Origin of the sequence: Lamprocystis purpurea DSM 4197 (assembly GCF_000379525.1) — a bacterium.
Classification (GTDB): Bacteria; Pseudomonadota; Gammaproteobacteria; order Chromatiales; family Chromatiaceae; genus Thiodictyon; species Thiodictyon purpureum.
Window position 1 is genome coordinate 1 of the sequence record NZ_KB902557.1, and the last position, 23,781, is coordinate 23,781.

General features: G+C 61.4%; 20 protein-coding genes, 4 tRNA genes and 1 pseudogene. 13 read left to right on the plus strand and 12 right to left on the minus strand.

Going from position 1 to position 23,781, the window contains the following annotated elements:
* Positions 1–587 precede the first annotated feature (587 nt).
* The 6 genes and pseudogenes from A39O_RS39650 to A39O_RS39660 form a co-directional block, all read right to left on the minus strand.
* Positions 588–746, minus strand: a pseudogene (locus tag A39O_RS39650) (type II toxin-antitoxin system HicB family antitoxin); the annotation flags it as partial.
* Positions 747–894: 148 nt separating this feature from the next.
* Complete coding sequence (locus A39O_RS43750) at positions 895–1,131, minus strand: YgiT-type zinc finger protein (RefSeq protein WP_083924970.1); 237 nt, start codon at positions 1,129–1,131, stop codon at positions 895–897.
* Between the two features lie 11 nt (positions 1,132–1,142).
* Positions 1,143–1,430 carry a DUF4258 domain-containing protein gene (locus tag A39O_RS0129260; RefSeq protein ID WP_020508204.1) on the minus strand — a complete coding sequence of 96 codons (288 nt, stop codon included), beginning with the start codon at positions 1,428–1,430 and terminating at the stop codon, positions 1,143–1,145.
* 176 nt (positions 1,431–1,606) lie between these two features.
* Positions 1,607–2,095 (minus strand): hypothetical protein, encoded by a 489-nt coding sequence (locus A39O_RS41405; RefSeq protein ID WP_157640513.1) that lies wholly within the window; start codon positions 2,093–2,095, stop codon positions 1,607–1,609.
* A gap of 166 nt (positions 2,096–2,261) precedes the next feature.
* A complete protein-coding gene (locus A39O_RS41410; protein WP_157640514.1) occupies positions 2,262–2,948 on the minus strand; it encodes a DUF3223 domain-containing protein in 687 nt (228 codons plus the stop codon).
* 185 nt (positions 2,949–3,133) lie between these two features.
* A complete protein-coding gene (locus tag A39O_RS39660) occupies positions 3,134–3,841 on the minus strand; it encodes an ankyrin repeat domain-containing protein (protein WP_083924971.1) in 708 nt (235 codons plus the stop codon).
* A gap of 1,134 nt (positions 3,842–4,975) precedes the next feature.
* Between A39O_RS39660 and A39O_RS0129265 the strand changes: the two genes are divergently transcribed.
* The 3 genes from A39O_RS0129265 to A39O_RS0129275 all read left to right on the plus strand — a co-directional run bounded on the left by A39O_RS0129265 (position 4,976) and on the right by A39O_RS0129275 (position 8,851).
* Positions 4,976–6,577 (plus strand): imidazole glycerol phosphate synthase HisHF, encoded by a 1,602-nt coding sequence (locus tag A39O_RS0129265; protein WP_020508205.1) that lies wholly within the window; start codon positions 4,976–4,978, stop codon positions 6,575–6,577.
* 55 nt (positions 6,578–6,632) lie between these two features.
* A complete protein-coding gene (locus A39O_RS0129270; protein WP_020508206.1) occupies positions 6,633–7,502 on the plus strand; it encodes a COG3904 family protein in 870 nt (289 codons plus the stop codon).
* A 347-nt stretch (positions 7,503–7,849) separates the two neighbouring features.
* On the plus strand, positions 7,850–8,851 hold the full coding sequence (locus A39O_RS0129275; protein ID WP_020508208.1) for a class I SAM-dependent methyltransferase: 1,002 nt from the start codon (positions 7,850–7,852) through the stop codon (positions 8,849–8,851).
* Between the two features lie 207 nt (positions 8,852–9,058).
* On the opposite strand, the gene prmC is transcribed toward A39O_RS0129275, so the two are convergent.
* From prmC to hemA, 3 genes are read right to left on the minus strand one after another with little or no spacing between them, the layout of a single operon-like run.
* Entirely contained in the window at positions 9,059–9,970 is a 912-nt protein-coding gene (prmC, locus tag A39O_RS0129280; RefSeq protein WP_020508209.1) for a peptide chain release factor N(5)-glutamine methyltransferase, read from the minus strand.
* 11 nt (positions 9,971–9,981) lie between these two features.
* Positions 9,982–11,064, minus strand: coding sequence for a peptide chain release factor 1 (prfA, locus tag A39O_RS0129285; protein WP_026199836.1), 1,083 nt, complete (start codon positions 11,062–11,064; stop codon positions 9,982–9,984).
* A gap of 10 nt (positions 11,065–11,074) precedes the next feature.
* Positions 11,075–12,349 (minus strand): glutamyl-tRNA reductase, encoded by a 1,275-nt coding sequence (gene hemA, locus A39O_RS0129290; protein WP_020508211.1) that lies wholly within the window; start codon positions 12,347–12,349, stop codon positions 11,075–11,077.
* A 380-nt stretch (positions 12,350–12,729) separates the two neighbouring features.
* Between hemA and A39O_RS0129295 the strand changes: the two genes are divergently transcribed.
* From A39O_RS0129295 to pth, 6 genes are all read left to right on the plus strand, one after another.
* Entirely contained in the window at positions 12,730–14,658 is a 1,929-nt protein-coding gene (locus A39O_RS0129295) for a tetratricopeptide repeat protein (RefSeq protein WP_020508212.1), read from the plus strand.
* The gene (ispE, locus tag A39O_RS0129300) at positions 14,655–15,536 is read left to right on the plus strand and encodes a 4-(cytidine 5'-diphospho)-2-C-methyl-D-erythritol kinase (RefSeq protein WP_020508213.1); all 882 of its coding nucleotides are present in this window, start codon (positions 14,655–14,657) and stop codon (positions 15,534–15,536) included. The genes A39O_RS0129295 and ispE overlap by 4 nt, the downstream gene beginning before the upstream one ends.
* 24 nt (positions 15,537–15,560) lie before the next feature.
* Positions 15,561–15,635: transfer RNA gene (locus A39O_RS0129305), tRNA-Gln, on the plus strand.
* Between the two features lie 54 nt (positions 15,636–15,689).
* Positions 15,690–16,643 carry a ribose-phosphate diphosphokinase gene (locus A39O_RS0129310; RefSeq protein ID WP_026199837.1) on the plus strand — a complete coding sequence of 318 codons (954 nt, stop codon included), beginning with the start codon at positions 15,690–15,692 and terminating at the stop codon, positions 16,641–16,643.
* 116 nt (positions 16,644–16,759) lie between these two features.
* Positions 16,760–17,371 carry a 50S ribosomal protein L25/general stress protein Ctc gene (locus A39O_RS0129315; RefSeq protein WP_020508215.1) on the plus strand — a complete coding sequence of 204 codons (612 nt, stop codon included), beginning with the start codon at positions 16,760–16,762 and terminating at the stop codon, positions 17,369–17,371.
* 111 nt (positions 17,372–17,482) lie between these two features.
* The gene (pth, locus tag A39O_RS0129320) at positions 17,483–18,061 is read left to right on the plus strand and encodes an aminoacyl-tRNA hydrolase (RefSeq protein WP_026199838.1); all 579 of its coding nucleotides are present in this window, start codon (positions 17,483–17,485) and stop codon (positions 18,059–18,061) included.
* Positions 18,062–18,338: 277 nt separating this feature from the next.
* Here the strand turns inward: pth and A39O_RS0129325 are convergent, their stop codons facing one another.
* The 3 genes from A39O_RS0129325 to A39O_RS0129335 all read right to left on the minus strand — a co-directional run bounded on the left by A39O_RS0129325 (position 18,339) and on the right by A39O_RS0129335 (position 22,293).
* Positions 18,339–19,286 (minus strand): alpha/beta fold hydrolase, encoded by a 948-nt coding sequence (locus tag A39O_RS0129325; RefSeq protein ID WP_020508217.1) that lies wholly within the window; start codon positions 19,284–19,286, stop codon positions 18,339–18,341.
* Entirely contained in the window at positions 19,287–20,768 is a 1,482-nt protein-coding gene (locus A39O_RS0129330) for an OmpP1/FadL family transporter (RefSeq protein ID WP_083924972.1), read from the minus strand.
* 187 nt (positions 20,769–20,955) lie between these two features.
* Positions 20,956–22,293: a UDP-glucose dehydrogenase family protein gene (locus A39O_RS0129335; RefSeq protein ID WP_020508219.1), complete on the minus strand. Its 1,338-nt coding sequence runs from the start codon at positions 22,291–22,293 to the stop codon at positions 20,956–20,958.
* Positions 22,294–22,507: 214 nt separating this feature from the next.
* Between A39O_RS0129335 and A39O_RS0129340 the strand changes: the two genes are divergently transcribed.
* From A39O_RS0129340 to A39O_RS0129355, 4 genes are all read left to right on the plus strand, one after another.
* Positions 22,508–22,592: transfer RNA gene (locus A39O_RS0129340), tRNA-Tyr, on the plus strand.
* A gap of 110 nt (positions 22,593–22,702) precedes the next feature.
* Positions 22,703–22,776: transfer RNA gene (locus A39O_RS0129345), tRNA-Gly, on the plus strand.
* A 132-nt stretch (positions 22,777–22,908) separates the two neighbouring features.
* Positions 22,909–22,984, plus strand: a tRNA-Thr gene (locus A39O_RS0129350).
* 102 nt (positions 22,985–23,086) lie between these two features.
* A partial coding sequence (locus tag A39O_RS0129355; protein ID WP_020508220.1) for a GTP-binding protein occupies positions 23,087–23,781 on the plus strand: 695 nt, incomplete at its 3' end.

Genomic DNA, 23,781 nt, shown 5'->3' on the forward strand with positions numbered 1-23,781 from the left:
TGCCGTGGAATTACACCATCGCACTGGCGCGCCTCGCCGCCGATCCCGATCCCCCACCGGACTGATTCCGCGCCGGGCGCGCGTCGCGCGCCCACCGCACCCTGTCACGCTCCCGCCCAGCCGCGCCGGGGCGCTGGTGGCTGCTGACTGGGTGACTGGGCCAACAACGGTCCGCCGGTTCGGCCCCGGCCCGTCTGGACCCCGGCCACGCTGGGCCTTCCGGTCGCCAAGAACGCGGGGCTCCCACGTTACCGGACCCGCGCGTGGGATTCATGCAGGCTTGCCGAAAGGACACGACGACCACCATGCTCGCGTCGACAGTTGGCGGGCCGCGACGATGAGAAAAGGCGGCTTGTTAGGCCGCTCTTTCGTCTTTCTGCGGGTCGGAGCCTAGAAAAACGACGCGGTTGGCGTGTTTCTTTTCCTGCTCCTGAAGAAATTTAATAAGCAGCCTGGGATCATGTCCAAATCGCTCAGACATGCCATGCCGTATACGACGAATTTCTTCGATAGCAGGATCGTCTCTTGTTGTCACTCTCGGGCCTCCAACAATTCTAACGGGCTAACGAGGGAAGGGAAGTAAGTTCCTAAGCTTGAACTTCGATAAATTCGCTGTAAGAAAGTGGTTGAGGTACTGGCGCACCTTCTGCCTTGATGCCTTCAAGATGAAACTCAATGGCTTCGTGAATCAGTTGAAGTACCTCCTCCGCTGTTTCTGCCGCAGCGATGCAGCCAGGCAGATCAGGGACGTAGACTCGATCCGGGCGATGAGATCTTTGACTTTCATCTTGCTACACCGCCGGGAAAGAGGGGAACGCACTACTTAGGCGAGACCTTGAGAAGTAATTGAGCCGGGCCTTTTTTTACTAACCTGGTTGCGTTACCCCAGGTTGTTTAGGCTGCATGGCCGACGAGGACCACTTCCGTTTTTTCGGCTGGTCGTGCTCCCGTGGCGATATCATGAACGGAACGAACAAGGTCTGCCGAGTAGTAGCGATTTCCGCAAGTATCGCAGATACCTATTGTCACATCTTCCAATATGACAAATTGCGTCTTGTGCTTAAATGCTTCTCGTTTCACGACCTTTGCCCGCACCGTACCCCGGCAATATTCGCACTTATACCCGTACATAGCACGCACCGCTAACCAGTGATTTCGTAAACCGTGATAATGAGGAATCGTTGGCTGGTCGCAAAACGGCCGACTACGCCAACCTGTATCTCAGGATTGACCGCTGTTCCCTCAATCACGAACTTGATGCCTCGATCATCATCTCTTTCAAAACGTGTGATTCTGCCACTGAATACCGTGTTTTCGATATCGAGAATATCGAGATTATCCTCGGCCATCTCCTCAAGCGCATGTGCCGTCATATCGTATTGTTGAAAACGCAACCTGTTCCTTATCCGCGAGATCGCTCGTTCGGCCATGTAAGTCGTACTTCGGATGAGTTGTCAGCCGTTCCACAGAGGGAGAAAACAGATTGTAAGAAAAGCGAAAATCGTTAGAAAAACGTCGTCTTTCCCCTCTCTTGCTTAGCAAAACGCTACGATGCGATACCTGACCCCATCCTCTCCTGACCCCTTCCTTTCCACGTCCCAGTTAGTCAAGCCGTCTTCTCAGGGTAAGCCTCTTTACCAATAACGCGTTCTTTCGCTTTTTGGCGATACTTCTCTGGTATGCGAGCATCGGCAGTTTCACTAATCGTAGCGATTATCGTCTCCAACATACTAAAATGTTGATCTGGATTATCTACGTCGATCTCATGAAAAGTTCGATACTTCGTTGCGAGACCCCGGTATGCCCTAATAAGCCTCTTACATTCCGCCTGATGGGCGTCGCAATTCCTCATCTTGTGAATAACAATAAGTGCCGAGCTCAAAAAAGCAGCCATGCCCGCCCAAATGTCCCATTGGGGAAGGAATAGGCCAAAGATTGCTGCTCCAGCAACGGTCGAGAGAATAGCAGGCAATATGTCTGTAATCCAATTAGTCTTGTCTAGAAAGGAAAGCCAGAGGTCAAAAGCTTCGGCCTCTATACGGCATTCAGTTTCTCGACGTTTCGCGACATCTCGAAGATCTGTGCTAGTTGACATGGAAATGGACACTCTCTACGGCTCAACGTTAACTACTGCCCTTGCCAGGATGCGGCCTGAACGAGCGCAAAGGCCGCAGTTTAGAATGAGGGGCCAGGCGCAATGAAATCCTGCAGAAGGAGCACAGTCTAATTGAGGCTGGCCCCCTTTCCTTGGTCTGCCCCTATTACATGCCTATTACGTGCGGGGAAAATCGTGGTCTGTCCCCTATTACGTGTCTGTCCCCTATTACGTGTCCCCTATTACGCTGGTCCCCTATTACGCTGGCTATTACGCTATTCTGGGAAAATCGTGGTCTGTCCCCTATTACGCTATTTATTTCGATAAATCTTTCGACAATTATAGAAAAGGTGTTAGGTTGCCGATGGTCTACTACCAAATCTTCCCATTTGGAAAGCTTAGAAGTCTCTTGGCATTTGACTCGCTCTTCTTGCGAGTTTAGATCAAAATACCGCTGCTTAACGAGGCGGACATCTTCTTGAACAGCATTTCTACAAGCGATTTTAAAGTTGGTAAGCGGATTGTGTTTTGGCTTATTAATCAGTAATAAATAAGAAACATAGTGAGTTTCTAGATCGCTCCAATAGACTTCAAAACATCTTGATCCATATTGAACTTTCGCAATCTTTATATCAGTGATATACGGTAGATCTTTATCTCCGCTAGACTCCTCTGCCTCATAGTCGCTGACTTCATTGAGCTCTTCAGAGTACATTAAATCCAGCAAATCGTCGAAATGGTCATCGCTTAATGACTCACCAATATCGTAAGAATTTAATATGGATCTGTAATAAGAAATCGCGTCTTTTTTGTATTTAAATTCATGCTCACCTATTCTGATCGGTTTTCTCATAATCTACCTTAAAGCCTAACGTGAAGGCTAAGCGGACCCGCTGGCAGGTCGTGGCAGAAGGAGCGCCCCGCTGTCTGCGGGGTCCGCTCATTAATTGTTGTTAGGGGATTAATGCGTGATTGCAAGACCTGACCCCTCGCTTCTTTTTTCGTTCCTTTTCGTTATAGATCGTGGTCTGTTCCCTATTAGCCCGCAAAACGAGCCGCGTGTCGAAGCGTTCGAGCTACCTTCAGATGACCGCGCGCAGAAGCTTTAATCAACGCTGTTTCGTTATTAATGTTCGTAGCATTTACTTCGGCTTTAGCATCGACTAACACACGAACTACCTTTAAATGGTTGTGCACTGAAGCTCTAATCAACGCCGTGTCGTGATTAATGTTTCTTGCATTTACGTCGGCTCCAGCACCAATTAGCGCGCAAACTATATTCAGATGGTTATGTGCCGAAGCCTTGATCAACGCGGTGTCATCATTTGAATTCTTGGTATTAACATCTGCTTTAGCATCAAGCAGCGCGCAAACCACATTAAAATAGCCGCGCTCCGAAGCCACAATCAATGCCGTGTCGTCATTAGCGTTCCGAGCATTGACGTCTACCTTTGCATCAAGTAAGGCGAAAACTACATTTAGGTGGCCACGCGACAAGGATTTAATCAACATTGTATTTCCTTGGTCATTTTTAGCGTTCAGGTCTAACTTATAAATGCTCCGAGACGAATCCATGATAAACATTGCGCTTTGTCGATCGCTATTAGGGATTTCCTTGAACGTCGAACAGAATAAGTTTCGTATAGTGTCATTTGACGAAGCTAAGGTTTTCCCCGACAAATCTTTCATTAATTGGCGAAAAAGAGCAATCGCTCCCATCGCAGAGTTACCTACACCAATGGCCATAGTGGCTGTTCCCCATTTAGCTTTCGAAATTTAATGTTAGTATGCAGCGGGAAAAGAGGTGGGAAAATTACTGCCCCAAATGGCGCTAGGTTAAAGCGATGATTAACAATATTAGCGACTTGCCTGCTCGCTTGCCCCGAGTTTTTGGAGAATCAGGGATAGTCAGTTGGAATTGTCTGGGCTCGGCTAAATACCGGAGCGTTTTACTAATAATTTCCTACGTATTATTATGAATCCCCGATTCATCTGTCTACCAACATGAGCGAAGGCCTTGATCATCGTTACGGCCAGCGCTTGATCATTTGGAGTCCAAGGCTTCAGCTTTGGCCTGACGATTCAAGGCTGAAGCCTTGGACTCCAGCCGGCCGGTGCCTCGGCTGGCCCGAACGATGATCAACGCCCTGATAAACAGCAACAGCCATCTTTTTCTATCAATAGCGCTAGTTGCTCGTGTGTGACTTCGTTCTCGCAGCCAGTCTTGACCGATCGCGATTAGGCATCTTTGAGGGTCAACGATCGGAAGCCCCCTTTGCCGGGAGATCGTCACTGGCCTAGACCGCACGTAGCATTATACCCCCGTATCCTACCGCACCCACTCCCGGCCGCCAAGACGGCGCCCGATCGCGTTGTGTCCGCTACCTGAACGTGCTCGGGCGGCGTACCCGAAACGATACGATCCGCCGCGAGTGCATTCGCCGACTGTCCCTGGATACCCAGCGCCCGGAGAAATTGTCACGGTCGACCGCGGAGCATGGTGACCGCCTATCCGCAAGTGGTCCCAGGCCAACCGTAATCTGCTGATCCGCAGTTTCGCCAACGTGCCAACATTTTGCAACTTCTGCCTGTTTATCCAGTTTAGACTATTGTAAGAAACGCGATCGGCGGCAGCGGCAGCAACGCGATCACCCGATAACTGGGTTTACCGCTGGTCGGCCCTGCGTTAACTCCCACGAGCCCCGGCTCGCCCATTCCGACCTCCCGCCAGCCCGGCATCGTCGGTTTCCCCCCCTCCAAGCCTAACAAGGGGCTTCGCCCCCGTTCCCAGGTTACACTACCGCATCTTGCCGCGACGGGTACCCATCCGGCGCCCCCACGCGGCATCGCGTCATCCACATTCAGCAACCGGACTCCAGCATGATCTCGCTTCTGGACTACGGCGCCGGCAACGTCCGCAGCCTGCGCAACGCCATTCACGCCCTCGGGTTCGAACTCACCGAGATCGAACGCCCGTCGGATATCCTCAAGGCCGAGCGCCTGATTTTCCCCGGCGTCGGCGCCTTCGGGGCGGCGATGGAGCGCCTGCACGGACTGGGTTACGTGGAGCCGCTGAAAGAGTATCTGGCGGCCGGACGGCCATTTCTGGGGATTTGCATCGGTCTCCAGACGCTGTTCGAGGGGAGCGAGGAGTCGCCTGGGGTGGCCGGGCTTGGCCTGATTCCTGGGCTGATCCGGCGCTTCGATGAGCCGTCGCTGTCGGTCCCGCACATGGGCTGGAACGGGGTGCGGGTGGAGCAGCCCTCGCCGCTGTTCGCGGACTATCAGGGGGAGAAGTTTTACTTCGTGCATTCCTACCGCGCCGAGCCTGGTCCGGAGAATGCGGATTGGCGGCTCGCGACGACCGATTATGGCCGTCCCTTCCTGAGCGCCGTGCAGCGCGGTCGGGTGACGGCGGTGCAGTTTCACCCGGAGAAGAGTGGGGCGGCGGGGTTGAAGGTGCTGCGGCAGTTCCTGGCCGGCGAAGAGGGCGGTGTGCTGTCCCCGGCGGCGGTGACTGTAGCGGCGCAGCCGACCCGCTTCGCCAAGCGCATCATTGCCTGTCTGGACGTGCGCACCAATGATCAGGGCGATCTGGTGGTGACCAAGGGCGATCAGTATGACGTGCGCGAGAAAGGGGAGGGCGGGGATGTGCGCAATCTGGGCAAACCGGTCGACCTGGCGCAGCGCTATTACGAGGAGGGGGCGGACGAGATCACTTTCCTGAATATCACCGCGTTCCGCGATTTTCCGTTGGCCGATCAGCCGATGCTGGAGGTGTTGCGGCGGACCTCGGAGCGGGTCTTCGTGCCGCTGACCATCGGCGGCGGTATCCGCGCCTTCACCGATGGCCAGGGTCGGCATTACTCGGCGCTGGATGTCGCGCATGAGTATTTCCGTTCGGGCGCGGACAAGGTCTCGATCGGCTCGGATGCGGTCGAAACCGTGCTGGAGTATCTGGCGCGCGGCGGCAAGGACGGCAGCAGTTCAATCGAGCAGATCGCCAGGGTCTACGGCAACCAGGCGGTGGTGATCTCGATCGACCCGCGCCGGGTTTACGTGGACGACCCGACGGCGACGCGGCATCACGCGGTTGAGACCGCGACTCCCGGCCCCCAGGGTGAGCGGTTCTGTTGGTTCCAGTGCACCGTCAAGGGCGGGCGCGAGGGGCGCGATTTGGATGTGGTCGAACTCGCCCGCGCTTGCGAGGATCTGGGTGCGGGGGAAATCCTGCTGAACAGTATCGATCGGGACGGCACTGGGGCGGGTTTCGACCTGGACCTGATCCGTGCGGTCCGCGACGCGGTCGGCATTCCGGTGATCGCTTCCAGCGGGGCCGGACGGGTGGAGCATTTCTCCGAGGTGTTCGCGGCCGTCGGGGTGGAGGCCGCGCTGGCGGCCGGGATTTTCCATCGACGGGAGGTCCCGATCCGGGCGGTCAAGTCTCACCTCTCGGACCAAGGGGTGGAAACGCGGGATTAGCACCGTGCGGTTGCGGCTTGACCGCGGCGGTGCACAGGTATCTGAAGGGGGGCGGGTGCGGTATTTGACTGGTCTGATTTCGCCGATCGTGCTGTGCATCCTGGCGACCGCGCTGCTCGCGGGCTGCGCGGGCGGCCGTGGGCTTGTCGTCACCGGCCCCGAGCCATTGCCGGCCGGACTCAGCCGCGATCAGCTCTTGTCCGAAATCGCGGCCTGTCATCTGTTGCGGGTCGGGCAGGCCGGGGACAACACGGTGACCGACGCCGCCGTGATCGCTGCCGTCCAGCGCTACGGCTACAGTGTGAGCGGGGTGATTGAGCGCGCCAATCAACTGGTCAGGGACTATCAGTCCAACGGCCCCGCGTTGGGTGCGCGTGCTCAACAGGCGTGCGGCAATCTTGCCGCGCTCACCCAAGTTTCCTCGGCACTGGTGCGGTTCGAGCAGAGCGGTGCGCCGCGGGCGGTCTGGCTGCGGGTGAATGGCGATATCGACGAGGGATTCGCGCAACGGGTGATCCGCGAACTGCGGCGTAATCGGGCGGTCGGGCTCGTCATCGCCAGCCCCGGCGGTGCTGTGGCCGAGGCGCGCAAGTTGGGGCGTTACCTGCGCGCCAATGGGTTGCGCACGGCCGTCGATGGGGTTTGCGTTTCCGCGTGTATCGATGTCCTGGCGGGCGGGTCCGAGCGCTATGCCACGCCGACGGCGAAACTCGGCACCCATCAGAGCAAGGTTCCGGGCCGCTACAGCAGTCATGCCGGGGGTCAGTACTATGTGGCCGACTCCTACCGTTATCTGCGCGAGATGGGGGTGGATGCGGAGGTTGCCATTGCGGCGGCTTTGATTCCGAATGACAAGATTCTGCTGATCCCCCTGTCCGACGCGCTCAAGACCCGGTTGATTACGGGGGTTGTGGAGCGGCTCTAGGGGCCTTGATTATCGCTCCGGTGGCCTCGATCGGCCATGGACGGAACATCCGCCACCCCGGACGATGCATGGCCCCCGTGGGAGCGGCGTCCCGCCGCGATGCGGTGCCGCGGTGATCTCGAACGCTGCGGTGACACGCCCGACCCATCGCGGCGGGACGCCGCTCCCACAGGGNCGCCGCGCGACTTTCACGGGAAAGCCTCGGCCGCCAGTTTTCTTGCGGCTGGAACGATGATCAAGGCCGTGCTAGAGAATCCGGGGCGCTACGAGAACCTCAATTACGATTACGACAACGAGTGTATTCGTCGTTTAATGATTTCTGACGCGTGACTAAGAATATACGTGAAGTGAACCAAGAACAGTCCGTCGCGTGCCGCATTTGCGGTCACACGCAAGGTCACCGTATCCACCAGGCACGGGAGACCATGTATGGTGCGGATGGCACCTTTTTCTATCTGGAATGCGCGGCCTGCGGGTGTCTTCAGTTGCTGGACATCCCGGCGGATTTGGGCGCGTTTTATCCGTCCGATTATTGTTCCTTCGGCCGGGCGAAGAGCAAGTCGATCGCGTCCTGGCGCCGTTGGCTCAAGTCACTGCGCACGCGGATGCTGCTCGGTCAGGGCGGGGTCGCCGGTCGGCTGCTGAAGCCCTTCATCCCCTTGCCGCCCTATGGTGACTGGATGCAGCGGTTGTCCATGGGGCTCGACGCGCGGATTCTGGATGTCGGTTGCGGGTCCGGGCATCTGCTGTTGCGGCTGCAGAAGGACGGTTTCAGCGCGCTCGCGGGGATCGATCCCTATCTCCCGGAGCGGCTCGAGTACCCCGGCGCGCTGGTGGTGAATAAGCAGCGGATCGAGGCGTTGGATGGTGTCTTCGATCTGATCATGCTGCATCATGCATTCGAGCACATGGACCATCCGCGGGAGGTGCTCGCGACGCTGGTGCAGCGGCTGGCGCCCGGCGGCAAGCTGTTGATCAGAATCCCGCTCGCGGGCAGCTATGCCTGGCGCAAATACGGGGTGTCCTGGGCCAATCTCGACGCGCCGCGGCATTTGTTCCTGCATACACCCAGGAGCCTGTCCCTGCTGGCCGCGTCGGTGGGTCTGCGGATTGCGACGACGCTTTTTGATTCACAGTACAAGCAGATCGCGCTCAGTGAGTGGATCAGCCTGGGCGGGACCATGGCGAACTTCGATCAGGGGGAGAAAGCCTATTTTACGGCTAAGGATCTCAGCGGGTTCAAGCGCCTGGCACGGGCACTCAATGCTCAGCGCGATGGCGATTGTGCGGCCTTTATTCTGGAAAGATCCGTCTCGGTTGCGTCCTGCTTGACCGACCGATCGTCCTGACTCTTTGTGATCTTTGTGATCTTTGTGTCTCTGTGTCTTTGTGAGAGGACTTCTTCTCTTTCTTCCGTGTCTTCGCGAGGAGATCTCAGGGCTCATTGTAGCCGCTGGTGGCGGATGCGGCTGGCGATCACCTCAGGGCCGTTGGGGTGACGAAGGAACCCCAACGACCGGCGGCCTGGGATGTTGGGGTTCGTTCCTCACCCCAACCTACGGCATTGCGATGTTTTCGGGTTCGGAGCCAATACTTCCACAATCTCCCGGCGGTGCCCATCCCAGCGTGACGCGGTCTTGTCCGGCCAGGTCCCGGCGGGTTTCCGGGTTGATCAGACCCTGGTCGTTGAATAAAGCGCGGACGGCCTCGGCCTGCGCGAATCCGTGCTCGATCGCCAGCAGTCCGCCGGGGCGCAGGCAGCGCATGGCGTCAGCGGTAATGTCCCGAATGGCATCGAGTCCGTCCGGACCCGCGGCGAGTGCAGTCAGCGGCTCGAACGGCAGGTCGCCTTGGACCAGGTGGGGATCGGCCGCGGCGATGTAGGGCGGGTTGGCGAGGATCAAATCCAGCGCGCCGCGGGCGATGGGCGCCAGCCAGTCGCCGCGCAGGGGGACGCAGTGTGCGAGCCCGAGGGTGCGGAAATTGGACTGGGCAATGGCCAGCGCGGCAGCCGACCGGTCGCCGGCGACGATCCGCCAGGCGGGCCGCTCGACCGCGACAGCGGCGGCGATGGCACCGCTGCCGGTGCCGAGATCCGCGATCAGGCGCGGCCGGTCCGGGGTCGGCAGTTCCAGGGCGATCTCGACCAGTAGTTCGGTCTCCGGACGCGGGATCAGGGTATCGGGGGTGACGCGCAGGTCCAGGGTCCAGAAAGCCTGGCGTCCGCGGATGTAGGCGATGGGCTCGCCGGCCAGTCGTCGTGTGAGCAAGGCCGCGAAGTGGGCGGCGGCGGTTGGGGTGAGTGGTGCCTCGGGCCAGGCCACGAGTCGGGCGCGCGGCCAACCGGTGGCCTCGGTCAGGAGTAGCTCGGCCTCCAGTCGGGGGCTGGCCTGGGGCAGGCGGGCGAGGGCGGCGGCGGCGGTGCGCAGTGCCTGACCGGTCAGGGTGCGGTCAGGCGGGGCGTCCACCGGATGCACCCTTATTGATCGCCCATCATGGCGGTGAGTTGCTCGCTTTGATATTCAGCCAGCAGGGGCTCGACGATCTGGTCCAGCGCACCCTCCATCACCTCGTCCAGTTTGTAGAGGGTGAGGTTGATGCGATGGTCGGTGAGTCGGTTCTGTGGAAAGTTGTAGGTGCGGATGCGCTCGGAGCGGTCGCCGCTGCCGACCTGGAGCTTGCGCGACTGGGATTCGGCGGCGGACTGACTGTCCTGGGCCTGGGCGAGCAGCCGCGCCTGGAGCAGCGACAATGCGCGCGCCTTGTTCTTGTGCTGTGAGCGTTCGTCCTGGCACTCCACCACCATCCCTGACGGCAGATGGGTGATGCGCACGGCGGAGTCGGTCTTGTTGATGTGCTGGCCGCCCGCCCCGGAGGCACGATAGGTGTCGATGCGCAGATCGCCGGGGTTGATGTCGATGGCGTCGATCGCATCCGCCTCGGCCAAGACGGCGACGGTGCAGGCGGAGGTATGCACCCGGCCCTGGGATTCGGTCTCGGGGACACGCTGCACCCGGTGGGCACCTGGCTCGAACTTGAGCCGGGAGAAGACGCCCTGGCCGCTGACGCGCACGACCACTTCTTTATAGCCGCCGAGTTCGCCCGCACTCTCGCTGTAGACCTCGGTCCGCCAGCCGCGGGCCTCTGCATACCGCAGGTACATCCGCAGCAGGTCTCCGGCGAACAAGGACGCTTCGGCGCCGCCGGTGCCGGCGCGGATTTCAAGAAAACAGTTGCGTTGGTCGTTGGGGTCCGGAGGTACCAGCAGTCGGTGCAGCACGGGTTCCAGCGCATCGCGGCGGCCGGCGGCCGCGGCGATCTCGTCGCGCGCCAGCTCGGTCATCTCCGGGTCGGCCAGCAGTTCCTGGGCCGCCGCCATCTCGGCCTCGGTGTCGCGATAGCGCGCGAAACAGCTCACCAAAGGTTCCAACTGCGCGTATTCGCGGCTCAGGTCCCGAAATCGCCCCGTGTTGGACTGGGTTTCGGGATCCGACAGCAGGAGGGTGATCTCGCTGAAGCGCTCGTCCATGCGCTCCAGCCGATCGCGGATCCGCGGGTTCATGTCGAGCGCTTCAATGCGGCTGGGCGACGCGGCCCAGTTCAAGCGCGAAGAGCTCGTTGGCCGCTTCGAGGATCTCGGCATCGCCCTCGCGGGCGGCTTGCCGCAGTCGCGTGCTGGGGGCGTGCAGCAGCTTGTTGGTCAGCGTGTGGGCGAGGAACGCCAGGACATCGGCCGCGGGTTTGCCGGCCTCGAGTTGGCGCTTGGCCCGCTCCAGCACTTCATCGCGCAACACTTCGGCGCGTTGACGGTAGTCCTGGATCACGTTGGCGGCGTCGAGTGAACGCATCCACGCCATGAACTCCTCGGCGTGAAAGGCGACGATCTCCTCGGCCTCGACCGCCGCCGCCTGACGCGAGCGCAGTCCCTCGTCGATGACTCCCTGGAGGTCGTCGATGGTGTAGAGATAGACGTCATCCAGGGTGCCGACTTCCGGTTCGATGTCGCGGGGGACGGCGATGTCCACCATGAACATCGGGCGGTGCTTGCGCTTCTTGAGCGCCCGCTCGACGGTGCCTTTGCCCAGCACCGGTAAGGGGCTGGCGGTGGAGGCGATCACGATGTCCGCGTCCGCCAGGTGGTTGGCGATCTCGGTCAGCGCGATGGCGAAGCCGTCGAATTGGGCGGCTACCTCGTGGGCGCGCTCCACGGTGCGGTTGGCCACGATGATGCGCCCGACGCCGTTTTGATGGAGGTGGCGGGCGGCCAGTTCGATGGTTTCCCCGGCGCCGATCAGCATGGCCGTCTGTTTCGACAGGTCACTGAAGATCTGGCGCGCCAGGCTGACCGCCGCGAACGCCACCGAGACCGGGCTGCTGCCGATGGCGGTGTCCGTACGGACTGTCTTGGCCACCGAAAAGGCGTGTTGGAACAGTCGGCAGAGGAGCTTTCCGGTGGCCGTGCAGTCGGTCGCGGTGTGGAACGAACTCTTCACCTGACCCAGGATCTGCGGTTCTCCCAGCACCATCGAGTCGAGGCCGCAGGCGACGCGCAGCAGGTGGGTGACGGCGTCGCGGCCGGCGTGGGCGTAGAGGAACGGGTTGACCCGCTCGTGTTCGACGCCGTGAAAACCGCCCAGCCAGTGGCGAACCGTCTCTTCGCCCCCATCATCTACGGCGCAGTACAGTTCAGTTCGGTTACAGGTGGAGACGACCACTGCCTCATGGACACCCTCGCGACCTCGCAGGTCGCGCAGTGCACCGGCAATGATATCCGGCCCGAAGGCGAGGCGCTCACGCACCTCGATCGGGGCTGTCTTGTGATTGAGCCCGACAATCAGCAGTTTCATGTTCAGACCGTCAGTTGAGATCCCGCAATTGTCCCGCTTATGGCGCGAGATGCAAGTCGTGGTTGCGTTTCCGGTGGGAGAGACCGCCCGGCGCGTCCGGTTGGCCGTCGTGCCGACGCCCGCCGGCGACCGGTGGTCGGACTGCCCCGCGCGGCCGGCGCGACCTGGGTATACTCGTCCCCGTGGCCGTTCGGCAGATGGCGGGATGCCCGCGCGCGCCGGTGCAGGGCTGGTCCGGTGCTCGCGAAACCATGAGAACCCTATGAATAACAGTTTTTTGCTATTTCTGCGACCCTTGAGTTCCCGGGTGTGCGCGCCGTTGACCTGTCCTGCCAAGGGCTCCATGAACCTTCAGATGAGTGTCTTGAACGATGTCCGCGATGCAGCCCCTTAAGATCAGTGATGCCCTCCGCTGGGTCTGTGGTGTCCTGTGCGTCCTGGGCGGTACCCTGACGCTGTCGAACGCCGCTGAGATTCCGGCGCGGTCAGCGGCGGCGGTGCCGCTGCCGGGGCTGTCCGCTAGCCCGCGGTCGGCGGCGGACCGTTATCCCTCCCCCGGTGGCCTGGTCGCGGATCTGGCGCCTGGCGAATCGGTGTCGCCACCGGTGCCGGCGGCGGATGCCGACGACCGGCAGTCGGCAAGTAACGCGCCGCCGGCTCCCGTCGTTGCCGCACCGCAGGCGGAGCCACGTCCGGTGCGCGACAGTCTGGACGCCGAGTTGGTCTACGCGGTCCTGGTCGCCGAGGTGGCCGCACGACGCGGCAATCTGACGATGGCCTTTACCCATTTTCTGCACGCGGCCCAACTGGCGCGTGACACCAAGATGGCGGAACTGGCCGTGCGGGCCGCGATCGGCGCTCAGGACGATGCCGGGGCCGGGCGGGCCGTGGCGCTCTGGTTGGAGTTGGCGCCCGAGTCGCTGGGAGCACACCAGATTGCGGCACTCCTGCGGATCAAGGCGGGTGATCGTGAAGGGGCGCTGACTCACCTCACCCGGGTTATCCGCTTGGCGGGTGCGGACGGCGAGTCCGGGTATCTCCTGGCGGCCGGCATCGTTGGACGGGCAGCGAGTGCACCGGAGCGTGTGAACCTCATGCGCGCCCTGGTCGCCTTGGATGAGGCCAATCCGGATGCCCAGCAGGCCTTGGCCGTGGTGGCCGCCGGTTCGAACGAGAACCTGGTCGCGGCCGGCGCGGCGCGGCGCGCGTTGGAGTTGCGTCCGGGTTGGGATACGCCGCGGCTCTTTCTGGTCAAGCTCCTGCTGTCCGAGGGCAAACGCGGCGAGGCGCGGGAGCAACTCGAAGCCTTCGTTGCGGCGACCCCGGAGGATCAGGGGTTGCGGATGCTCTATGCCCAGTTTCTGGTCGAGGAGAAGGAGTTTTCCAGTGCGCGGGAGGTCTTCGCGACACTGCTTGAAGCGCGTCCAAAAGCGCCGGATGTCCTGTTTGCCGCCGGCGTGCTCTCCCTGGAACTGGACGACCTGGATGCGGCACGCGGCTATCTGACGCGACTCTACCAGGCCGGTGAGCGGCGGGACGAGGCCAGCTTTTACCTGGGTCAGGTCGAGGAGCGCGCCGCGCAACCCGAGGCAGCGATCGATTGGTACGGCAAGACCGAGGGCGAGAACTTGCTCGATGCCCAGATCCGCATCGCCGTATTGCGCGCCAAGGCCGGGGAGGTCGAGCGCGCGCGCGAGATCGTGCAGCAACTGCGCGACCAGGTGCCGGAAGACGCGCCGATGCTGTACCTCGCCGAGGCTGAAATTCTCGACCAGATCGACCGCGAAGCGCTGGTGATGCAGGTCTATAATGCCGGGTTGGCCGCCTTCCCGGACGATGCCGATCTGCTCTACGGTCGCGCCATGTATGCGGTGAAGCGCAATCGTCTCGATCTGGCTGAACCGGATCTGCGGCGCATCATCGACCGAAATCCCGGGCATGCGGATGCGCTCAACGCCCTGGGTTATACCTTGGCCGATCGGACGGATCGCTATCAGGAGGCGCTGGGTTACATCGAACGTGCCCTGAAACTCAAGCCCGATGAGCCGGCGATCCTGGACAGCGTCGGCTGGGTCAACTTCAAGCTCGGCAATTACGATGTCGCGCTGGAGTTCCTCACCAAGGCGCTGAGTGCGATGAAGGATGGCGAAATCGCCGCCCATCTGGGTGAGGTGCTCTGGGCGATGGGCCGTCAGGATGAGGCTTGGGCGGTCTGGGATGCCGCCCTCAAAGATCACCCGGATCACCTTTACCTCCAAGAAGTGGTCGGGCGCCATCGGGTCACCCGGCAGGAAGAATCACCGCAATGACGCCACTTGCGCACGCTGTCGCCTGGCCGGCGCCGGCCAAACTGAATCTGATGTTGCGGGTCCTCGGTCGGCGCGAGGACGGGTACCATCGGTTGCAGACGGTGTTCCAGTTCATCGATCGCTGCGATCGGTTGTGGTTTGCTCCGCGTACTGACGGCGCGATCCGGCGGGCACTCGAGATCCCTGGGGTGCCCGCGTCCGCGGACCTGACCGTGCGCGCCGCACAGGCGCTGCGGGCCGCGACTGGTTGTCGGCTCGGGGTGGACATCCGGCTGGAGAAGGTCCTGCCCATGGGCGGGGGGCTCGGGGGCGGCAGTTCCGATGCCGCGACCACGCTCGTCGCCTTGAACCGGCTGTGGGGTCTTGACCTTGGGGAGGATGAACTGGCCGGCATCGCCTTGCCGTTGGGGGCGGATGTGCCGGTCTTCGTGCGTGCGCGGGCGGCCTGGGCCGAAGGCGTCGGCGAGGAACTGACTCCGGTAGAGCTGCCGCAGCCCTGGTATCTGGTGCTGATCCCGCCCGGTCAGGTCTCGACCGCGGCGGTTTTTGCCGATCCGCAATTGACGCGCGACTCGCTTCCCATCACACTAGCGGACTTCTTGCGAGGAGATCGGCGCAATGACTGCCTCGACGCGGTGCGCCGCGGCTATCCTGAGGTGGCTGGCGCCCTCGCGTGGCTGGATGAGGTCGGCGGCGGTCAACTGACCGGCACCGGTGGTTGTGTGTTCGCGTCCTTTACGGACCAGGAGGCTGCGCTGGCCGCCTGCGAACGCGCACCGGAACGCTTCCGGGCCTTTATTGCCCGCGGGCGCAACCGTTCGCCGCTGCTCGACCGATTGACGTCCGAAGTGGCGTCGGCAGTCGAAAGGAGCGCCTGAGGTTTTCGCATTCATCGTCTTTTTTGGGGCGTCGCCAAGCGGTAAGGCACCGGGTTTTGATCCCGGCATCCCCAGGTTCGAATCCTGGCGCCCCAGCCACATCCGATCGCTACCCAGCCGTCGAATTGCAATTGTGCAGAGAAGAACAGTGCCGTGCCCGCTAGTCATATGATGGTCTTTGCCGGAAATGCGAATCCGGAACTCGCCGCCGAGATCGCGAATCACCTGAATTTGTCATTGGGCAAGGCCGTCGTCGGCCAGTTCAGTGACGGCGAGGTCATGGCGGAGATTCAGGAAAACGTCCGTGGCCGCGACGTTTTCGTGCTGCAGCCAACGGGTGCGCCGACCAACGACAACCTGATGGAACTCCTGGTGATCATCGACGCGTTGCGGTGGGCTTCGGCCAAGCGCATCACGGCGGTGATCCCCTACTTCGGCTATGCGCGCCAGGACCGGCGCCCCCGCTCGGCGCGGGTGCCCATCACGGCCCGTTTGGTTGCGAAGATGATCGGCCATGCCGGGGCCGACCGCGTGCTGACCATGGACCTGCACGCGGATCAGATCCAGGGTTTCTTCGATATCCCGGTCGACAATGTCTATTCCTCGCCGATCTTGCTCGGTGACGTGTGGCGCCAGAAGTACCCTGACCTGATCGTCGTCTCCCCGGATGTGGGCGGAGTGGTGCGCGCGCGGGCGCTGGCGAAACGGCTCGATGACGCGGATTTGGCGATCATCGATAAGCGCCGGCCCAAGCCCAATGAGGCGAAGGTGATGAATATCATCGGCGATGTCGAGGGACGCTCCTGTGTCCTGATCGACGATCTGGTCGATACCGCGGGTACCCTGTGTCGTGCCGCCCAGGCCCTGAAGGAGCATGGTGCCCAGCGGGTGGTGGCTTACTGTACCCATGCGGTCCTGTCCGGTCCCGCGGTGGAGAACATCGCCGATTCGCAGTTGGACGAACTGGTGGTGACCAATACCATCCCCCTGCGTCCGGAGGCGCGTGCCTGCACGCGGATCCGCCAACTCAGTATCGGCGAGTTGCTCGCCGAGACCATGCGGCGGGTCTCGAACGAGGAGTCAGTGTCCTCACTCTTCATGGACTGAAGCGATTTTCGTCAAATCCTCTTTTCGCGAGATGTGCGAACGTCTCGTACCCGAGTGCCGTGGGCTTGGTCGCGGGTCGGCGGCGCCTCTTTCATTGAACTTATCGGAGAACGCTCATGAGCGTAGATTTTGACGTCGCCGCCGTGTCCCGCAGCGATACAGGCAAAGGTGCGAGCCGCCGCCTGCGTCGCCAGGGCCTGGTGCCGGCCATTGTATACGGTGGTCATCTGGACCCGGAACTGATTGCGGTGCGTCACAATGAGTTGCTGCGGCACCTGGACAAGGAGTCGTTCTACTCGCATGTGTTGAATCTCACGATCGGCGAGCGTGTTGCAACCGTGGTGTTGAAGGATTTGCAGCGCCACCCGGCCAAGCCCTTCGTGCTGCATGCCGACTTTCTGCGGGTCAGTCAGGACGAGAAACTCCGCATGGCCGTGCCGCTGCATTTCCTGAATGACCAGAAATCGCCCGGAATCAAAGCCGGCGGCAATGTGTCCCATACCATGACTGAACTGGAGATTACCTGTCTGCCCAAGGATCTCCCCGAGTTCATCGGGGTCGACCTGTCGGCGATGGAGGTTGGCGATATCATTCATCTGTCCCAGATCGCGCTGCCGGAGGGGGTCGCCCTGGCGCACGTTCCCGAGACGGATGAAGCGGTGGTGGTGATGCATGGCGCCCATGCCGGGGCCGGTACGGACACCGAGGAAGGCGAGGGCGCTGCCTGATCGCAGCGGTCCGCGCACTCCTGAACCTGCCAAGCGTCGCATTTCGTTAATGAGACCGGTCCGACGGCCCTTCCGCCGGGCCGGTCATCCAGTTCGCAAGGGGCATTGATGATGGATGCCGTCGGCATCCGACTGATCGTCGGACTCGGCAACCCGGGTCCGGAGTACGCGCCGACCCGTCACAACGTGGGCTTCTGGTTCGTCGACGCATTGGCACAGAGTCAGGCGTTCAAGGCCGAGGCCAGGTTTCACGGCGAACTCTCGCGGCTGAGTCGGCGTGGGCAGGATTTGCGTTTGCTGAAGCCGTCGACCTACATGAATCACAGCGGCCGTTCGGTGGCTGCCGTGAGCCGCTATTTCGAGATTCCCCCGGAGCAGATCCTCATCGCGCACGATGAACTGGACCTGCCGGTCGGCACCGTGCGTCTGAAGCAGGGCGGGGGACATGCCGGCCATAATGGGCTGCGCGACACGATCAATCTGCTCGGCAGTCGCGATTTTTGGCGCTTACGCATCGGCATCGATCATCCCGGGGACCGCAGCCTGGTGTTGGGCTACGTACTGGGTCGCCCCTCGCGATCCGATGCCCTGCGGATCGAGGAGACCCTGCGCGACGTGGAGGGTGTCATCGACGATCTGCTTGACGGGCGGTTTCAAGTCGCCATGAATCGTCTGCATCGGAGTCGTTGAGGAAGCAGTCAGAAACGAGTTATGCAACGATACAATCGTTGTCGTTGTCGTAATCGGATAAGCGATTCAAGTTTGGCATGATCATGGGCCGGACGGGGCATTCGCCCCGTCCGAAACGTTTTCTTCGAACCTGCCGGTTCCGATCAGCGCTCGGCCACGGAGCAAACGTTCGGGACGGGGCGAATGCCCCGTCCCGCCACGGTTGATGGGGCATGACCCGTCCGGCTTGTTCGCTACACAGCTTGGGCGTATTGGTGAACCGTTCCCAAGCGTTTGATCAGTGCTTCGCCCGCAGGAACGCGACGAGGCTGGCGGCGGTCTCCGCCGGACGCTCCAGCATGGGTAGATGCCCGGCGCGAGGGAGTTTGACCAATTGGCTGCCGGGCAGTCGTTTCTGCAGTGCCGCCGCCCCGTCGATCGGGTAGATGGCGTCCGCTTCACCCCACAGGATCAGCACCGGGACCTTGGCATTCAGCGGCTCGTCCAGCGGTTTCTTGTCCAGTACCGCGTCGTAGAGATTCACGATATCCCAGATTTGCTGATAGTGCCGGTTGTAGGTCACGTAATTTTTCAGCAACGGATCCCGGAAGTCAGCCGGAACCTCGGGTGGGTCCGCGAACAGCAGGCTCATTTCCAGGTCGAACTGGGCGGGATCGATGGGGATAAAGGGATTGATGCCGTCCTTGATTGCCTGACGGACCCGCGGGCCCCACTCGATCACGCCGAGTGGCGGGCCGATGAAGGCCAGTCGGCGTGCGCTATCGGGGTAACGTTCCACGTAAATCGCGGCGATGGTTCCGCCCATGGAGTTACCGGCCAGGTTGAAGTCCTTGAGCCCCAGCGTGCCGACGAACCCGTGGAGGCGCTCGGCCTGGGCGCCCAGGTCATAGGCAGTCACTTCAAATCCGTTGCTCTGGCCGAACCCTGGGAGGTCCGGGGCGATGGCATCGTAGCCGGCCCCCGCGAGCGCGCACAGGACCGCGTGCCATTGCTCCTTTTGCGCGAAGAGCCCGTGCAACAGCACGATCTGAGGACCCTGCCCGGAACGGCTGTAGTAAATGGTACCGCCGTCCAGTTCAAGGCTTGCGGAAGCGATGGCGCAGCCGGTATCGGCCCCTTGGCCATCGGCACGGCCCGCACCGGCCCACATCAGCAGGGCAAAGAGGCCGGCCGCGCGCGCGGCCCGCATCAGCAGGTTCTTCCGCAGGAGCGAATGGGCACGCATTCAGTTGAACAACCAAGCGAAACTCACGCCCAGTTCATATTGCTCCATGGAGATCGACGGGGACTGGCCCCCGGTGAATGCGCCGGGACCCTCGACCGTCTCCTGCGGGGCGTACATCCCCCAAAAGGTCAGCTCATAGTTCGGCCGCAGCCGGTAGGTGGCGCCCAGGGTCCAATGGTCTTGGATGACCCCTGGTGCCAGCGTGTTGAACGCGATCTCCTGGGCGCTGATCGGCTGACTGCCATGGCTGTAACCGGCGCGGACAGTGAGCGCATCGTTGATCGCGTATTGGACGCCAAGCTTGAACACTGTCATGTCACGCCAGCCGAAGCCGGCGCCGTTGGAGCCGCCAAGGCAATAGCTGGAGTCATACACGGCTCCTGGTGAACTGGGCGCGCCGAAGGCAGCGTTCAGGTCGCACCGTTGCGCCAGTTGATTGGTGTTGCCGATGGACTTGACGTCGCTGTACCAAATCTGCTGGATGTCGAAGGCGAAGGTCAACTGGCTGGTCGGCTTGAAGGCAAGGCCAATGGTCCCAACCGCCGGCATATCGAAATCACCGCCTTCCGCAAACAGGTCCTGGTATTTGTCGAATTCGCCCATGTACATCTTGGTGCGATAGGAAATCCCCAGGTCCCACTGTGGGTTCACCGCCCAGAGTGCGCCGATCTGGAAGCCGTAGCCCCACGCGGCGTCATCGCCCCGGTCGGTCAGGTTGGCGGGGGTGTCCGCACCGGCGCCGCGATTGGCGATCATGCTCTGGGTGAAGGTTTCGGTGAACCCCTGAAAGGCCCCGACGCCGCGCACTTCGATCGTCTGATAGCCCACCAGGAAGGCGCCGCCGATGGAGAGGTTGTCCATGACCTCCCGCGCATAACCCAGCGAGATCCCCAACTGGACAAGATTCACCCCGGCATTGCCGCCGCCCTGCATCGCGGTGCCCGGGATCTGCGGACCGCAAGGCGCGGCGGTCGCATAGTGTGGTGGATTCGCACACCCATTGTTTCCGCCATAGGTGCCGAGGTTCATGAAGGTATCGACACTGCGGTAATCAGTGTTCATGCCGCCGTTTCCAAACAGGGCGACGCCGAATGCGCTCTTGGCATCCAAGGGGTACGTGTAGCCGAAGCTCGGGACAAGAAAGTCGTTGTTCTGGCTCTCGACCGTGTCAGTCCCCAGTGGGCCGCCGCCGATCGGGGCGTAAGCGCCGGTGGATGGGTTGGGGGTGACACCGGTGTACTCCCGCTTGGGGCTGAACCAGGCCGCTCCGATATCCAGCCGCTGTCCGAGCTTGGCCAGTCCGGCCGGATTGCCGACGACACTCAGGGAGTCCTGGGGCAGCGCCGCCTCGCCGGCGCCCGCCATGCCCTTGGCGGCAGGCGAGTAGGCGTGCGACATGTAGCCGTTGGTGGCCTGAGCGGTTTGCAAGGCAACGACGGATGCGAATCCGAGCGCGAAAGCGGCGAATCTGGAAACAGACATGAGGTCCCCTGGGTTTTGTGGTCGGGCGTACAAGGCGCCGGTGTCAGCGCCGGTCAGCGTGGTGCATTGGCTACAACGCGCCAATAATAATCCGCGCCGGGTTGATGAATGTCAATCGTGTGACGATCCGACCCGCCGACCTGTCGCCTCGATAAGTCGTGGTAAAAATAACACAAATAGACGTGGCTCAGGTGGGCCTGGCGGGTACCCGGCCGATCGAGATGTAGGTCAGTCCAGCGGCCACGGCCAGCCGGCCGTCCAGGATGTTGCGCCCGTCAAAGATGACCGGGTGCTTGAGCTTCGCTTTGACGGCCGCGAAGTTGGGGCTGCGAAACTGGCTCCACTCGGTGACCAGGGCGAGTGTGTCCGCGCCGTCCAAAGCGCTCATGGCGTCTTTGGCGAGGGTCAGATCAGGGCGTTGTCCATAAATCCGCCTGGTTTCTTCCAGTGCAACGGGATCGTAGACCTGGACCCGGGCGCCGGCCTCCCAAAGTGCCTCGATCAGGGTTCTGCTGGACGCCTCGCGCATGTCGTCCGTGTTGGGTTTGAACGACAGGCCCCAGATCGCAACGGTGCGGCCGCTGAGATTCCCATCGAAATAATCAGAGATTTTCCTGAACAGGACCTCCTTCTGGCGGAAGTTGACCGCCTCCACCGCGTGCAGCAATTCCGCCGGATAGCCCAGGGTGCGCGCGGTCTGCTCCAGCGCGCGCACGTCTTTCGGAAAGCAGGAACCGCCATAGCCGCAGCCCGGGTAGATGAACTGGTAGCCGATCCGGGGGTCTGAGCCCATCCCGACGCGCACCTTGTCGATGTCGGCACCGACGGCCTCGGCGATGTTCGACAGCTCGTTCATGAAGCTGATCTTGGTCGCCAGCATGGCGTTGGCGGCATACTTGGTCAGCTCCGCGGAGCGGACATCCATCAGCATCACGCGGTCATGATTGCGGTTGAAGGGCGCGTAGAGCGCGCGCAAGAGTTCGCCGGTGCGCGGATTGTCCGTGCCGACGATGATCCGATCCGGCCGCATGAAGTCTTCGATGGCGGCGCCTTCCTTGAGGAACTCGGGATTGGAGACGACGTCGAAGTCGACCGCGGCCTCGCGGGCGGCCAGCGTCTCGCGGATACAGCCGGCCACCTTGTCCGCGGTACCGACCGGTACCGTTGATTTATCGACAACGATGCGATAGGAATCGAGGTGCTGGCCGATGGTTTTCGCCACCGCTAGAACATACTGAAGGTCTGCCGACCCGTCCTCGTCGGGCGGTGTGCCGACCGCGATGAACTGGAACAGACCGTGCCGAACTCCAGCTTCGGCATCGGTCGAAAAATTCAACCGCCCGGCCTCGCGGTTCGTGCGGATCAGATCCTCCAGGCCGGGCTCGTGGATGGGCACCCCGCCGCTGTTGAGCAGCGCGATTTTCTGGGGGTCGACGTCGATGCAGAGCACATTGTTGCCGACCTCGGCGAGGCAGACCCCGGTTACCAGGCCAACATAGCCGCTGCCGAAAATGGTCACGTCCATCGGAGACTCCAAGTCGTTGGAAGATTGACGATCAGCGTCCCGGCAAACCAGCAGGTCGCCGGCGGCCGCTGGTTCGAAGCGGTAATGCAGGTGCAGTGCCGGGTTGGCGAACCGCTTGCGGTAGGTAAATATATCAGCTTAGCGAGCCGCTCCGCTTCTTACAAACCTTTGTTGACTTGGTCGCCGTGTAGACCTAAACTACGTCGCTCGATTCGGAGGGGTTCCCGAGCGGTCAAAGGGATCAGACTGTAAATCTGACGGCTCAGCCTTCGGAGGTTCGAATCCTCCCCCCTCCACCAAAATCAAGACGCATGATCGTGAGCCGACTCCGATCAGGTCGATGCCGGGCGTCGTCGATAACGATGATCGAGGCGCGCTGAGGCGGTTCGGTCATTCGGTATGATGTCCCGCGGGTGTAGTTCAAAGGTAGAACCTCAGCCTTCCAAGCTGATGGTGTGGGTTCGATTCCCATCACCCGCTCCAAGCTGCGGATTGGCGGCAAGGCGACTGCCGGAAAATCCTGCGCCGAGATGGTATGGGATTTGACTGGAGATCGCCTGAGGCCCTGGTCTTTGCGCGTTGTCGCTGAATGCCGGGACAATGTAGTGGTTTTTGGCCCATGTAGCTCAGTTGGTAGAGCACACCCTTGGTAAGGGTGAGGTCATCGGTTCGACTCCGATCATGGGCTCCATGTTTGTGTTTTCGTGTTTTCAATGTAGTGTCGGTCGGCGCCCTGTTGCCTTGAGCCTGGCCACTTGACCCGTGCCCTTCAGAACTAGGCGGAGAGCAGTTCATGTCCAAAGAAAAGTTTAAGCGCAGTAAGCCCCATGTCAATGTGGGCACCATTGGGCACGTGGACCATGGCAAGACCACGCTGACGGCGGCGATCACCATGCACCAGGCGAAGAAATTCGGTGGTGAGGCGCGGGCCTACGACCAGATCGACAATGCCCCCGAGGAGCGCGAGCGCGGCATCACCATTGCCACGGCGCACGTCGAGTATGAGAGCACCAAGCGGCACTATGCGCACGTGGACTGCCCCGGACACGCGGACTATGTGAAGAACATGATCACGGGTGCGGCGCAGATGGACGGTGCCATTCTGGTGGTGTCGGCGGCCGACGGCCCGATGCCGCAGACGCGGGAGCACATCCTGCTGTCGCGTCAGGTGGGTGTGCCGTTCATCGTGGTCTACATGAACAAGGCGGACATGGTCGACGATGCCGAGTTGCTCGAGTTGGTGGAGTTGGAGGTGCGGGAACTGCTCTCCAAGTACGACTTCCCCGGCGACGACACCCCGATCATCATCGGCTCGGCCAAGCTGGCGATGGAAGGCGACACCGGCGAACTCGGGACCCAGTCCATCGACAAGCTGATGGATGCGCTGGACAGCTACATACCGGAGCCGGTGCGGGCCATCGACGGTCCCTTCCTGATGCCGATCGAAGACGTCTTTTCCATCTCCGGGCGCGGCACGGTGGTGACCGG